This is a genomic window from Blastocatellia bacterium, assembly GCA_035275065.1.
Classification (GTDB): Bacteria; Acidobacteriota; Blastocatellia; order UBA7656; family UBA7656; genus DATENM01.
In genome coordinates, this window is the sequence record DATENM010000064.1 from 1 (window position 1) to 15,387 (window position 15,387).

Genomic DNA, 15,387 nt, shown 5'->3' on the forward strand with positions numbered 1-15,387 from the left:
CATGTCGCGGCGGCGTTTTTCAACAGCGCTTTTTTAGCCATTTCAAGTGACCTCCAGAATCCGTTTTCTTATAGAATACTGTTCTGGATGTGCTTGCACTTACCTGTTTCGGATGTGCTTGCACTTGTCCGATTGCGCTACATCTATATAAACCGCGCTAGTGAGGCTTCTCCATCTGGGCGCGCACCCGCCTTAAATTCTCGCGCGCCTCGCGGTGCTGTGGATTGATGCGCAGCGCCTCTTCAAAGTGAGCCCTCGCTTGCGCCCAGTCGCCGCGAATGGCGAAGACCTTGCCAAGGTTGTTGTGCGCCTCGTCGGCTTGCGAATCGAGGCGCAGCGCTTGTTCAAACTGCGCCGCGGCCTCGGTCAAATGGCCCTGAGTTGCCAGGGCTTCGCCGAGGTGATTGTGCGCCCCTGCGTCGTCGGGCTGAAGACGCAAGACCTCGTTGAAATGCGTAATCGCTTCCTCGATTCGGCCTTGCGACAACAGCAAGGTGCCGAGATTGTAGTGCGGGTTGGCGTAGTCGGGCCTGAGGCGCAGGGCTTCGCGAAATTCACGGATGGCGTCATCTACCTGACCCAGAGCTTGCAGCGCCGCGCCGAGATTGGTGCGCGCCAACGCATCGTCGGGCCGCGCCTCAACCGCGGCGCGAAAATGGCCGAGCGCCTCTTCCGTCCGGCCCTCGGATAAGCAGACCGAGCCGAGATTGAAGTGGGCGGTGAAGTCGTCCGGATACTTCCGCAGCCGCTGTCGCATCAGCGCTTCCTGTAAAACAATCCGCGCGTCATCGCGGCTGCGCGGCAAGACCTGAACCCAGAGATGGCCCATCTCGTCGGCAGAGCGGTTGCCGGCGACGACGCGCCGCGGCGGCGAGTTCGGATTGCGCACGTTGGCCGCGGAGTTGTCGTAAGTGTAGCGCATCGAAATGATCGAGCCTTTGGGTAGAAAGATCGGTTTGACGTAATGATAGACCGCCTGCCAGTTGATGTCCCAATTGGCAATCTTGATGAGCCATTTGCGTGTGCCATCGGGCAATGTCGCGAAGCCTTGAATCTCTTTGCCGAGGTAGTGCGCGTGCGGGTAGACGCCGAGCACGTCAACGTCTACGGGCAGCTCGAACTCATCGGTGACGACGAAATCTTTCTTGCCCGGCGGAATATCGATCATGCCGTCATGCTCAAGCTGTAACAGCATGGGAAAGCGCGTCGGCGGCTGGTCTGTGAAATACAGGCCGATGCTGGCTTGAATCATCTCCGGCTTGCCCGAAGGCTTCAGGTGCAGGTTCAAAATCAGATCGGTGCCTTTGTCTACTTGCCATGCCATATCCTCAGGCTCGCTGGCCTGCGGCGTCCCCGGCTTCCAAAACAGGAAGTGGCTGTCGGGGTCGAAATTCTCGGACTCGACGCGCACATCCATGCCGGCAAAGCCGACTTCCTGATCTTGCGCATCGAGGCGACGAAATGACCGGGTTCGATCAACCAAGAGATTGGCATGGTGGACGACCTGTTTATTGCCGGGAAGAATCTCGACGGCTTTGACATAGCGCGTCGTCGCGACCGGGATGGGAATAACGAAGTTGCGAAAGACGTCCGGGCCGTCGGCCGCAAGCTTGTAGGCTTGCGGCATGGTGACGATCAGATCGGGCGGGCCGAGTTGCCAGCCGGCGGTGAATCGCGGCACGGGCGGCAAATCTGCCGGCGCGCCTTCGATTGCGCCCTGCGCCAGCCATTGCCTGAGGACGGCGATCTGCTCGTCGCTCAAACGGCGCGCGCCAACAAACTCGGCATAGCCCGGCTCAGGCAGCCACGGCGGCATATAGCGGCTCTCGGTGACGGCGACGATCTGCTGGGCGCGCTTCTTGACGTCCTGAAAACTGAGCAGGCTGAATGGCGCGGGGCCGCCGGGATGATGGCAGGCGGCGCAATTCTGAAAAACGATGGGCGCAATGTCTTTGTTGAATGTCCGAGGGCCGGGCGGCGGCGAAGAAGGCGTCGGCATGAAGTTTGACCGCGCCTGTCCGGCGAGCGCCATCAGGTTGAAGACCACCGCACTTATGAAAATGGCACGGGGAATAATGGGAGTGAATGTCCTGCTCATGAATTGACTACAGGCTGGAGCGCGAGTTGTCGCCTACCTTGATCCCGCTTGCTAAAGAAAGGGGTGGCTGACCTGAAGCGCTCGCGCGCCGCAGATCAGCCACACGGGTTCAGCCAGTCGAGACTAGAATAGGAATCTTAGCCCGAACTGGAACTGTCGCATGGTCGCGCCGGTGGCAAGACCATTGATGTGGCCGGCGTTGCTGCCGCAATCAACGCAGCTATCAGGCTGGCCGAGATTGACGTGGTTGAAAGCATTGAAGGACTCGATGCGGAATTCGAGCTTCTTGCTTTCCGAGATGTGGAAGTTCTTGAACAGCGACGCATCGGTATTGAAGAAGTGCGGCCCACGCAAGCTGTTGCGCTCGACGTTGCCGAACTGTCCCGGTGCCGCCTTGGCCCACGGCGAGCCGGCCCCGATGCCGACCGCGAACCAGTTTTGCTGCGTGCGCTGGCCATCAGGGTCGCCGACCAGATCAGGCTGGCACGGGCCAGCGTTGACCGAGCAGTTGGCGCCCGACACCGAAGGCGTGAACGGCAGACCGCTCGACCACGTGGTGATGGTGTTGAGCTGCCAGCCGCCGAAGATGAGGTCTACCGTCTTCGAGGCATTCCCCAACAGCGCCTTGCCACGGCCAATCGGCAAATCCCACACGTCCGAGAACAGGAAGACGTGCGTGCGGTCTTCGTCGGTCGGGCCGCGACCGATTTCGCGGTTGTAGGGGAAGTAGTTGTCCGAGTTGTTCAGCGCCCGCGCAAACGTGTAGTGCGCCAGGATGCTGAGGCCCGAGAAGCGCGTCTCGAACTTCGTCTGCAAGGCGTTGTAACGGTTGTCGGCGCAGTTGCAGAAGAAGTCGATGCCCTGCGTCCAGCCATACTTGCTAAAGAACGGCTTGCGCAGGTTCGCATCCGGCTGCGACAGGTTGCTGACCGGTTGGTTGACGTTGAAGGCCGGGCCGTTGCCGGCAAAGACGTGCGTGCCCTTGTTGCCGACATAGCCGATTTCGACCGACGTATTCTGTTTCAACTGATGCTGCACGGTGACGTTCCAGGCATCAACCGTCGGCAGCGTCTGGGTGAACGGCCTGGCGCGCGCGAAGATGCCGTTGGGCAACGGCAGCTTGCCGTTGTCAGGCACTGCCGGGAAGAACGGCGCCGGCGGGCCGCTCGCCAGGGTGAAGACGCGGGCGAAAGAAGAAGTCGCCAGGTCCTGCTGTTGCAGCACCGGCAGGTTCTGCGTCACCGTGTGGCCGAAGAGCGAGCCGAAGACGCCGATGTCAAAGCTACGACCATAGCCGGCGCGAATGACTGTCTTCTCTGTCCACTGGTAGGCGATGCCCAACCGCGGCGCCAACGCCTTGTAGGTCGGGTCGACGTTGAAGTGGCGATTGACGTCGCCGACGCCGCCGACAAACAACAGGCCGGTGTCGAGGTTCAGCAAGCTGCCGTCGCCATCTTCTTTGACGCGCTCAGGGAAAATCAGCTCCCAGCGCAGGCCGTAGTTGATCGTCAGCTTCTGCGTCGCGCGCCAGGTGTCCTGACCGTAGAAGAACCAGCGGCGCTGACGCTCAGCCGCCGTGGTGGTCCTGCCGACATAACGCTGGAAGTTGCTGACATCGCCGAGCAGGAAGGTCGCAATTCCCAATCCTTCGGTGCGGATCGTTCCATCCGCATTGAAGTCAGAGGTGCGGCCCGGCTCGAAGCGCAACTGGCCGGCGCGGTGTGCATCCGACGGGACGCGCAGGTTCATCGCGTAACGAATGTCGGCGCCCGTCTTGAAGGTGTGGTTGCTCTGGATGAAGTTCCAGTTGTTAACGAACTGGAACTGCTGCTCTTGCTGATCGAGCGGGCAGTTGCACTGGTTGACGTCCAGAGAGTAGCCGAACTTGAAGCCGCCCAGGCCGCGGATGCCGAAATCCGGCATGCCGGTGGTGAAGACGTCATCAATGTTGAGGCCCGGAATACCGGCATCCGCCGCCGGCGTCGTCCCCACGCCGCCCGGCGCAACGTTCACCCGGTAGCGGAGGAAGCCGAAGCGGAAGTCGGTGATCGTCTTGGTGCTCAAAGTGTAGTCGAAGCCGAAGGCCACCGACTGGTTGCGCACCGACGACGTGCCGGAGAAGAAGATATTATCGAAGGCCGGGCCGCCGAGCAGCGTGCCGAAAGCGCCGGGGCCGGACTTATCGTAACGCGCGAAGCTGTAGCGCCCGAACAGGTGCAGCTTCTCGCTCCAGAAGTGGTCGTCGCGAATGTCGAACTGATCGCTGTTGAAGGCTTCGATGCCCGAGGCGCTGTAATTGTTCTCGATGCCGGGCCGGTTCGGCGGCGGCAGCATGTTGATGAGCGTCAGGGCTTGCGGCGACAGGCGATTGTTCGGAATGCGCGCGCCGGCAAAGGCCACGCGCCCGACGCCCGTGCTTGAGCCGGTCAGCGGATCAAAGATGGTGCGGCCATACTCGCTGAGGTCGCCCTTGCGCGCCAGCAACGTCGGCACCGTCGTCAGCACCGAGCCGCCATTCTTGCGGCGCGTCCCTTGATAGTCGCCGAAGATGAAGTTTTTATCCTTCTTGAGCTTCCACCCGAAAGCGCCGCCGAACTGGTTCCACAGCGTGTCGGGGATGGCTCTGCCGGTAAGCGAGTTGGGCGCGGATTGCGAGAACGGGTTGCGGGCGCTGGTTTCGTCATTGCGGCGAAACTCAAACAAGCTGCCGTGCGGCTCGTTGCTGCCCGACTTGGTTTGCGCCGTGACGACGCCGGCGATGGCCAGGCCGAACTCGGCGTCATAATTCTGCGTGGTGATCTTCGACTCGACCGTCGACTCCAGCGTCGGGTTGATGACGATGATGCCGAGAATCGGGTCCTGGTTGTCGGTGCCGTCCAATTGGAACGACGTGCCGCTGAAGTGCTGCCCGTTCACCATGATCTGCACAGAGCCTTGTGGGTTTTCGCTCGAGGCGTGCTGCCAGCCGAGTTGTTGGGTGCCCGGCGTCAGCAGCAGAAACTTGGTGAAGTTGCGGTCGAGGATCGGCAGTTCTTCGAGTTGCCGCGTATTGAAGGTCGTCGCCACGTCGGCGCGGTCGGTTTTCAGAGAGAGTTGCTGGGCGTCGGCGGTGACGTTGACCTGTTCGGTCATCGCGCCCACTTCCATGGCGAAGTCGGTGCGCGCCCCGACGTCCGCCTTGACCTCCACCTCCTGGGTTACGCCCTTGTAACCCTGCGCTTCGATCTTCACGCTGTATCTGCCGGGGATGAGGTGGGTGACGTTGTAATTCCCCGACTCGTTAGTCTTCACGGTCGTCGAGGTGTTTTTGGCGATGTCGGTGACCGTCACTGTCGCATCGGCCACAGCGGCCCCTTGCGGGTCAGTGACGGTGCCAGCAATACTCCCGTAAACAGCCTGCGCCCGGCTGTCGACAGACAGAGCTGTCAGCAGCAGCAGCAGGCTGAATATCAGCAACGGCATTGCCTTTCTTAGCATAAGTGGTGCCTCCCGAAATCTGCCCTCGACCTGCGCAGAGGCAAAGGGCAAGTTAGAAGTTAGGCAAACAGCAAATGGGATGCTCAACTCGCATGAGTTCCAGGGGTACTGAGAGCCTGATTAACGGTAACTGTGGTACAGCGTCTTGGCGGCGCTGCTAATTAGCGACCGCTTGCTTCGGGCGGTCGCCGCGGATGACTCCAGAGCGTATTGGTTTAGGGCCGTCTGCCGCGGCCTTTCGGTTGCGTCTCGCCTCTCACGCAACCGCTTATAGGATTGCACGTCCTTCCGGTTGTGCCCCAGATCATCAGCGATGTTATGAAGGCCGTTGATTTGGGACCTGCACCTGACTCCCCACTCTGCTAGAAAGTGGCTTCCGTTCTATCACATCCTCATGAAAGCTGTCAAGCATGCGCGCCATGCCGCTCAACCCTTTGCCTGAGCAGAATGAGGCTGGCGGATTTCGCGACAGGGCGCTGCGGTTAAGGCCAACGGCCATCGCTCAAAGACCTATTCACCCGCGGGTCGAGCTGTCATATCAGATTGTCAGGCAGGCGGCGGGCGCGGCTATCGCGGCGCGCATCTGCGCCAGGGCCGAAACCTCACCGGGAGCAGCCGGCTTGCCGAGGCTCAGCCTTACGGTTCCGAAATGTAGCAGCCGATGGCGGTGGTGGTTTCAGAGGCTACCGCTTTGCCCTGAAGGATCGCATCCAAAGCCGCCTCAAGATCATGGATGGTTGGCGCGGGCCGTGTCTTGCCGAACGCGACGAAGCGGTTATCGATGCGGCCACGGTAAACCCGGCGTCCGGCGACGAAGACGGCGGCCTCCGGGGTGACGCGCACGCCTGCGAGCTTGACCAGCGCGTGCCGCGGGTCGCGCAAGACCTCCAGGCGATAGTCATACGCTTTGAGGTGCTGACGAATCATCTCGACCGATTCGTCCGCGTCCGTGTAGACCAGCCGGAAGCCGACGCCGCGCCCGGCAAACTTCTGATGGAGGCGGCGGACTTCGGGCGCGTAGCGATTCGAGATCGGGCAATCGGTGCGAACGAAGAGAAAAACCACCGCCTTCGACCCCCTGGTCTGAAGCGGGTCAACCTCTTGGCCGGTTAGATCGAGCAGGCGCAACGGCGCGGGCGGGTTCTGGCGCGCCGCGCCGCCAGCCGCCAGCAACATAACGACAATAAAGGTTGCGGTGAATCGCCGTGTGAATAGACGCGATAACAAAACAGGGCCTCCGGCGCGCAGTTGAATCGGGCAGCGCCATTATAACGCGAATCAATTTCATTTGGAAAAAGCCGCCGCGACAGGCGCTGGTTGCGGGCATCAAAACCCTATGGTATAACATACGCCCGGTGAAGGGGTTGCCTTACCTGACTGGCCTCTCTCACCGCCCGACGGTTGTCGTCCTTTTAGCAAGCTTTTTCCCGCAGTTTCAAACAGCAGTTTAACCTAATCAGTTCTCAAGGGGGTGGGTTGATGCCAGCGCTGACGCTACTGTCATGGAATATTAGAACTCTCGGCCCATCGAAGGTCGGTGAATTCGAGGCAGATGATCGCGGACGGTTTGTCCCCTACACCGGGCGCCGGCCACGGCCACCCCAGATGTCGGCGTTGCTACGGACGATTGGCGAAAACGTAGAGATGCTTGGCGCCGACATCGTCTCGGTGCTGGAAGTGTGCGGTAGCACCGCCGCGGGCTTCAGGAAACTATTTTTGAGAGCGGTCAAAAAAACGACGTTCGTCAATTGGACCGTCCAACTGGTACCGTCTAACAAGAATGATGTCTACTTTATTGCCTACCGCAGGGGGCGCGGATTCGATGTCCTGCGTGACAGCAACGGTCAGGTGGTTAAGGGCCTGACTCACAAGGACATTGACGGCAACGACCTGAACTTTGCGTCGTCGACGGTGGGGCGCGGGGGCCGCTGGCCGGGTTACGTCGCCTTCCGTACCACGGCAGGCACCATCTTCACGGTCATCTGCTATCACGCCTGCAAGGGGGGCAATAATCAGGACAATGGGATCATCAACATTGCCAACGTCGCGCCGGTCAGGCAGATCGTCGTTGACGGGGTGGACACGCCGGTTCCGGTCTCTGTCGTCAGCGGCGACTTCAACGTCAATTACCTCACCTCCCCAGCTGCTTACACAAACGTCACCAACGCGGCACAGGGCTGGGCCGCCACACCGGCGGTGCCGTTTGCGTCCGGCGACAACGCCAAAACCTCGCTGGTGCGCGACAACCCTGCCGCCGCCGCCCCGACTTCACTAACCTTCCGCGTCAATGCCTACGACAACATCTTCGCCCACAACTCAGCGCTCAGCGAGGGACAGGTTCAGGATACGATTAACGAGTTCGTCAACCCCGTGGGCGGCGGTGGCGGCCTGAGCAGTCTCCAGCAGTGCGCCGGAAGGTTTGATATCAATACCCTCAACGCGCGGCTTGCGATAAGGCCGCAATTCGGCAAGGTCACAACGAACCCGCCGACCAACGTCACCGACGCCTGGCGTATCTACTACCGCATCGTCAGCGACCACTTGCCGGTCTATGCAACCTTCGATGTCTGATCCCCTATCGTGCGCTGCGTCCGGGACGAGAAAGCCGATTTAATGACTATTGATCAAATCTATACGACGCTAACCAACTCGGCGTATTACCACGCCGGTACGCTGACATTGCCGGATTCGGCGCTCGGCTCAAGCGACGTTCAGGCGCTGATTGACGCCTACCTGCCCGGCGACGCGCTGATTATCAACAACGCCGAAATCACACAGGGCGATACGTCGGTCAGCGTCACCGGCGCGGGCGGGGTGGCGCCGTTTACCGGCATGCAGATCGAAGCCGTCTTTACCGTCTCAGCCGATGGCACGGAGGCGGAACTGGCGATGACGGCGGCGGTAGCGCCGAGTTGGACGTTTGCCAGCAGCTTCCCGGCGCTTGCCACCACATCGTTCGCCCAATTGCAGTTCGGCAGCGGCTCGAAGTTCTATTTCAATTCCTTCCGCGTCTCGGATGACGTGCCGCCGGGACTGTCGTTTGGCGGCACGTTGCCGTTATCGGGCTCGCTGGCGGCGATCACCTGGCTGTTCTCAGGTCAGACCAGTCTGACCGTGCAGGGGCCGATTGCGCTGGTCAATCAAGTCCCGCAGATGGAGCTTGTGGCGCCGCTCGGCACCGCCATCGAGCTAGGCTATTTTGAAGCCCCCGCGCAGCTCACACTGTCAAGCTCTGTGGTCAACACCGACCCGCCCGGCGCGCCGCCGCTCGCCTATGCAGAGATCGGGCTTGAGGCCAAGATCACGTTCAGGACATCGGATACGGCGGTCGTCCTGCCGGTTCGCGCCGCCTACCAGGACAGCGGCTCCCTGCTGGTCTTTGACCTCGACCTGGAGAACGTCATCAGCGCGGCGCTCTCTGAGCTTGAGGGCCTGATGAACAGCACCCCCTTGAGCGGCGTGCTGCCGCCCGGCTGGAGCAGTGACTTCCCTATCGGCTTGATCGGCTTTGAAGTCGTCGTTGACCCGGAGGACGCCGAGCTGGTAACCGTGACCACCAGTGTGGCGACCAATCAATCGTGGACCATCATCCCGAATCTTTTCACCGTCGAGCAAATCGGTTTGCAATTCACGCTTCTCGATCCGCTGGCGCAGTCGGGTTCTTCTGAAATCGCCCTCGGACTGTACGGACAGATAGGCATCGGCACCGGCGTAATGAATATCGAAGGCGCCTATCCAGAATTCTCGCTGTCGGGCCAGCTCGACCCGGCAACGAATATCAACCTGAAAGAGATCGCCGAATACTTCGTCGGCAGCCTGCCGGATGTGCCGACGATTGCGGTCGCCGAGCTGGAATTCTTCATCGATGCGCTCAACGGCACCTACGAAGGTTCGGCGATGGTGACTTCCGACTGGACGATCTCGCTGGGCAAGACCGACCTGGCCATTCAGCGAGTCTATTTCGCCATAGATCACACACAGGACAGCACCCTGGCGATGATCGGCGGCCAGCTCGGCATCGGCAGCGCCACCATCGATGTCGTCTGGAATTTGCCGGGTGACATCCAGTTCACCAGCCAGCTCCCTTCGATCAGCCTGACCGAGCTGATTGACTTGTTCAGCACGCAGCCGCTCAAATACGACCTGCCCGACCTTCAGTTAATCAACTCGGTTCTCTTCATCGAAGAGAATTTCGGCACAGGCAATTTTTACCTGGCGCTGGGCACCTCGGTCGAATACGACAGCGTCGACTGGGGCGACTTCGAAATCGAATTCATCAACACCAACGCCGGCACAGGCTTCGCCTTCGGCTTCGTGTTGCCGCAGACCTGGACGCTGGCCGATCTCTCGCCGACATTCAGCTCGCTCGCGTGGCTCCAGTTCCGCAACCTGTCACTGATCGTCGCCACTGTAGACGACCCGACCTTCAGCTTCCGCTCGATCTCGACGCAGGCCGTCGCCTTCCCGTCCAGACTGCCGAGCACGCCGCAGCATGGCGTGCAGGCGGGGATGCAGTTCTACGCCGAGTTGCTGTTGCAGGGCGGCCCGCTCAACACGGTCTCCCGATTGCTCGGCGGCTCGACGAGCCTCATGTTGAGCGCCGTGATTCCGTGGGACAATTACGACAACACGACGCTGACGGCGGCGCTCAATGGCTCGTTTAATCTGATCGGCTCTGATGTCGTTCTCAACAACGTCTACCTCACGATGCAGCCACTGAATCTCTACGTAGACTTTCATGTGGACATGACGTTCAACCTGTTCGGCTGGTCGTTCACGCTCGGCGGCGACATCGCCTTGCAGGGCGAGGAGCTCGATTTCGCGCTGCGCACGGAAACGCCGTGGGTCAATCCGTTCGGCATCCGGGGCCTGATCATCGTCAACATGGGCGTCGAGTTCAGCCTCGGCGCGGTGGTCTCCTTCAGCCTCGGCGGCGAGGTCGTCATCGGCTCCGGCGCATCGCAGATCGATGTTGAAGTCGGGGGGGAGTTCAACGTTGAAGAAGACATCCCCAGTGCGCTGCTGGCCATCGAGTCCCGCACGATCAAGCTGGAGGACGTGATTCTTACCTTCACGCGCGCCCACGTGCCGCGCGACCTCCTCGACATCGAGCTGCGTGGCTTCACGCTGATCGTCGTCGCCAACCCGCTCGGCTGGCGCGACCCGGGGAATAAGAAGTTTTACAGCTTCGGCCTGGCCTTCAGCACGTCGCTCTACTTCTATGGGCTGACGGCGGACTTCGCCATCCAGGTCTCCTATCAGACGGGGATTTCGGCGCGCGGCTCGATGGACGTGCCGTTGCACATCGCCAACCTCGTCACGCTGGCCAGCGCCACCGACCCGGCCAGGGGGCCGTACTTCGAGATCAACTCGGCCACTTCGCCCTACCTGACGTTCAACGCCAAGCTGACGATGTACGAGATTTCGTCGTACACGGTCAACGCGCAGGTTTCGAGCGGCGCGTTTTACTTCTACTTCGACTACAGCATCTCGGGGCTCGGCCAGGTCCACTTCGACTCGTACCTGCAAAACAAGAACGAGTTTGCCGTTGATGCCTCGGCCTACTTCGCGGTCTCGAATATTGCGATCACGACGACGGGCGGCCGTCATCTGGGCACGATCAAGATCAACCTTTATCTGAATGCGAATTTCAGCCTTCACATCGGGCCGGGTGGCGCGTTCCTGCTGACCTTCGGCGCGACGTTCAACCTGCAAGGTTATAGCTTCTCGATCAGCGCCACGTTGACGACCAGCATCACGCGCCTTGCCGACCTGTTGACGAAGTACGTCGAAGCATTGGCGGCGAACCTCTGGACGATAGCGGCGCGCATCCTGCAAGACGTGACCGCGCTGTTCGCCTTCGTCGGCCAAGGGGCGCTGTCGCTGACAACCGAAATCGCCTCGATCCTGTTCAGCGAGCTGCGCACGGGGCTGACGCAGGCGGTGCAGTTGTTGAAGGGCGTGGCTCACGTCCTGTCGTGGCGCGTCCGCGACATCGCCTCGATGATCAAGAGCGCCTACGCCGCAAGCGCGACCGACCTGGCGCGCGCCTTGATGGCGGCGGGCTACGATGTCGAGTCGGTCGCCGAGGCCATCGGCCATGTCTTCGGCCTGGCGTATGATGATGTGGCGAAGGTGTTGAAGGCCATCGGCTTTGACCTCGGCCAGATCGCCCAGGCGCTGAAGAACGTCTTCGGCAAGTCGGCGAACGACGTGGCGCAGTTCTTCAAAGACACATGGAAGATTGCCGACACCGTCGTTCACGACGCGCTCGGCGCCGCCGGCTATGTCGTCAGCGAGATCGAAGACGCGATGAAGAGGGTCTTCAACTGGGTGTCGGACGCGGCGCACACGGTCGTCCACTACCTGAACCCGAAGAACTGGTAAGCGCCACGCGGCGGCGCAGGTGAACTATGACGAATTACTACCTCACCGCAACTCCGAGCTCTGCCTATTGCAGGCAGCAGCAGTTCACGGTTCAGTGGAGCATAGTCGAGGGCACGCCCAAGGCCACCGACTACGTCGCGATGTATGCGGTCAACGGCCATACAGAGCTGTGGCGGCAGACGACTGGGGGCAGCATCTCGGGCGATGCCGATGTCCCTGCCCCGACTCCGTCGAGCTCTTATGAGTTCCGCTACTTCGACGGGACCACAAACAATATGATGGCCAGAAGCAATTCCGTCGTCGCGGAATACCCGCCGATTGACGTCGCCGTCCAGGTGCGGACCTGCCAGCCCTACGAGCCCATCTCCGTCTTTTGCCAGACCGTCTCTCCTGACCCCCGTGACACGCTGGGCCTCTATGCGGTCGGCGCGCCCAGCGGCGAGCCGATATGGGAAGCGCCTCTCACCGGCGAGATTGACGGAACGTATTACCTCAACGCGCCGGCCACGCCCGGCCAGTATGAATTCCGCTACTACTGGGCGCCGGCAGACTACACCGTGACCAGCACCGCGATCACCGTGGAGGTCAACAGCGTTTATTCTGTGACCGCCACGCTTGAGCCGGGAACAATGCAAGTCAACGTCGGGTGGAATACGCACACGGCCGGCTCGGCTGACACGATTGGCCTGTATCTGGCGAGCGACCCGTATGACACATCGCCGCGGCAGGAGAAATCGACGCAGAGCTATATGGCAGGCACAACGAGCTTTACGCTGCCTGATGGCCAGCTTTACCAGGCGCGCTATCTGCAATCAGGCGCCATTGCCGAAGCTTACAGCGCGCCGTTCACGGTCGCTTCAGAGGAGCCGCCGACGGCGACGCTCACCGCCTCGCCACGCTCCGTCGCCAGCGGCGACCCGGTGACGGTGACGTGGAGCGCGTCCGCGCCCGCCAATGGCGACTTGATCGGGCTGTTTCTGGTAGGCGCGCCCGACGCTGCGCCGCAGACGACCTACGACACAGGCGGCAATGACTCAGGCACGCTGACGCCGACCGCGCCGACCGATGCCGGGGATTATGAATACCGTTACCTGGCGGGCGGCACGACCGCCATCGGCACCAGCAATTCAATCATGGTGAGCGCATCTGCGCCGCGCGCGGCCACGCTTTCGGTGACGCCCAACACTGTCGCGCCGAACGTCGCGGTGACGGTCAGTTGGGATTCGCCCGACGCCGCGGCGAATGACTGGGTCGGCATGTTCGCAGTCACCGACCGCGACGCAACGCCTCTCGCGTCGCTGCCCATCGGCAGCGGCACATCCGGCACACTTCTCTTCACCGCGCCGGCGCAGGAAGGGCATTACCAGTTCCGCTATTTTGCATACGGCACATCCACGCCCGCGGCTCGCAGCAATCTGCTGACCGTCTTAACATCGCAGGTTTCAATTGCCGCAACGCCCGGCTCCGTGCCGTCGGGCGCAGAGATCGCCGTGGCCTGGGACGCCTTCAATGGCTCGATCAACGACCGCGTCGGCCTCTTCGCGGTTGATGCCGACGACGCATCGCCGCTCACGACGCAGCGCACGGGCATTGCGCCCGCGGGCCGCCTGACCTTCATCGCGCCCGATCAGTTCACCGAGCCGGAGACGACCGGGCAGTATGAGTTTCGTTACTTCTTCGCCGGCAGCGATGTCGCGGCGGCGCGCAGCAATGCCATCACCGTGACCTTGCGGCGCATTACGCTCAGCGCCGTGCCGACGACAGTGGTGCCGGGCGGCGCGCTCACCGTCACCTGGAACGCCACCAACACAACGTCGAGCGATGAAGTCGGCCTTTACAGGTTGAGCGACTCGGACGTGTCACCGATCTCTTACCAATCGACAGGCGGCGCGGCTTCGGGCGAGTTCCCATTCACAGCGCCGGTTGATGACGGCGAGTATGCGTTCCGGTACTTGCTGGGCGGCACGACCGCTGTGGCGCACGGCGATGTCATCTCGGTTTATGGCGGCGAGCCGCCGGACACGACCGTTGCCCACAGTTTGCCGGATGCGGTGGTGCGCGGCCATTTGGAACAGCTCATCATCAATCAATCGATCCACGACGCGGAGTGGCGCGCCCTGCTCATCAGCGACCCGGTGGCCGCCTTGACCGATCTGTTCGGCAACGCGCCGCCCACGGGATTGACCATCAACGTGAGCATCGAAGACGCGATGCATTTTTACCACGTCGTGCCTGACACGACCGGCGAGGTCGTGCCCAGCGAAGACGATTGGGTGCTGCATCCGGTCCTGTCGCCCGGCGAGCTCGAAAGCGACGGCGTGCTCGATGGCTCTGAGCAACTCCCTGACTTGAGCGATGCCGGCCCCGAAGCACAGACCATCGAAGACGAAGTCGAAGCGGCAGAAGATGACAAGCGCGGATTAAGCGAAATCATGGGCGGCCTGGCGACGTTGGATGAGAGCGTCGGAACGGTGGCCGTCGTCAGCGTCGCGCCGATGGCGCTCACCTCGCGGCGAATGTTTAAAGGCCAGTTGAACTACCTGCTGATGACCGACGGCGATTTCTACAGCGCCTTCACGGCTGATCCGACAGCGGCGCTCGCGCAACAGTTCAACTTCCGCTTTCCCGAAGCGATTACGCTGACGCCGCTGGTCGAAACAGGCGGCGCTGTTCACATCGTGCTGCCCTACGCGCCGCACGGCGCCATCTTTAATCCGCCTTACGCGGCAGAGTTTCTAGCCGGCTCAGGCGGCACGATTGAAATCCCTGTGAGCGACAGCCTGACGATTCAAGACGCCATCACTGTCGAGGCGTGGTTCAAGGCGACGGCCTTCCACGGCGACACGGATGACGTGATTGCTTCGACACATCAGAGCGACGGCGGCTGGGAGTTGCGCGTCGGCGGCGGCGTGCCGCGCTTTATCGTCAACCTCGGCGGCACGGATTATGTCGCGCAGCCGGGCAACCCGCTGCCGAGGCTCAAAGTCGGCATCTGGTATTACCTTGCCGGTGTGTATGACGGGCAGCAGGTACAGCTTTATTTGAATGATGTCGTGCTGACGCCGCCGACCGCGGCGACCGGCACGATTGGCGCGAATGCTGATAACTTGACGCTTGGCCGCAGCCCCGGTGCCCCTGAAGGGCAGAGCGGTTTTGAAGGCTTGATCTTTGACGTGCGCGTGTGGAGCGGAGCGCTTAACGCTGACGACATCCGCAGCGATTTCCTGAGCCGGCGCAGCGAGACGCCGACGCCTGAAGGTGCCTTGCGGGCATGGTATCCGATGGTTGAAGGCGCGGGCACGACGCTCTACGATCATTCCGGCAACCTGAATGACGGCACGCTCAATCAGGTGACATGGATTTCGACTTACCCCGACACGCCGAATCAATGATGGCCGATGGCGCGGCCAGGGCCGCGGGAGACC

Annotated in this window: 6 protein-coding genes; 3 read left to right on the plus strand and 3 right to left on the minus strand. The window is 61.5% G+C overall.

Going from position 1 to position 15,387, the window contains the following annotated elements:
• Positions 1 to 157: 157 nt before the first annotated feature.
• The 3 genes from VJ464_14955 to VJ464_14965 form a co-directional block, all read right to left on the minus strand.
• Positions 158 to 2,098: a tetratricopeptide repeat protein gene (locus tag VJ464_14955; protein HKQ06432.1), complete on the minus strand. Its 1,941-nt coding sequence runs from the start codon at positions 2,096 to 2,098 to the stop codon at positions 158 to 160.
• 123 nt (positions 2,099 to 2,221) lie between these two features.
• Complete coding sequence (locus VJ464_14960; protein HKQ06433.1) at positions 2,222 to 5,575, minus strand: TonB-dependent receptor; 3,354 nt, start codon at positions 5,573 to 5,575, stop codon at positions 2,222 to 2,224.
• A gap of 636 nt (positions 5,576 to 6,211) precedes the next feature.
• Positions 6,212 to 6,802, minus strand: a complete 591-nt coding sequence (locus tag VJ464_14965; GenBank protein ID HKQ06434.1) for a redoxin family protein — start codon at positions 6,800 to 6,802, stop codon at positions 6,212 to 6,214.
• A 252-nt stretch (positions 6,803 to 7,054) separates the two neighbouring features.
• Between VJ464_14965 and VJ464_14970 the strand changes: the two genes are divergently transcribed.
• From VJ464_14970 to VJ464_14980, 3 genes are read left to right on the plus strand one after another with little or no spacing between them, the layout of a single operon-like run.
• Positions 7,055 to 8,146 carry a hypothetical protein gene (locus VJ464_14970; protein HKQ06435.1) on the plus strand — a complete coding sequence of 364 codons (1,092 nt, stop codon included), beginning with the start codon at positions 7,055 to 7,057 and terminating at the stop codon, positions 8,144 to 8,146.
• Positions 8,147 to 8,188: 42 nt separating this feature from the next.
• Positions 8,189 to 11,962, plus strand: a complete 3,774-nt coding sequence (locus VJ464_14975; protein ID HKQ06436.1) for a hypothetical protein — start codon at positions 8,189 to 8,191, stop codon at positions 11,960 to 11,962.
• A 26-nt stretch (positions 11,963 to 11,988) separates the two neighbouring features.
• Positions 11,989 to 15,354 (plus strand): LamG-like jellyroll fold domain-containing protein, encoded by a 3,366-nt coding sequence (locus VJ464_14980; GenBank protein HKQ06437.1) that lies wholly within the window; start codon positions 11,989 to 11,991, stop codon positions 15,352 to 15,354.
• Positions 15,355 to 15,387: the final 33 nt, after the last annotated feature.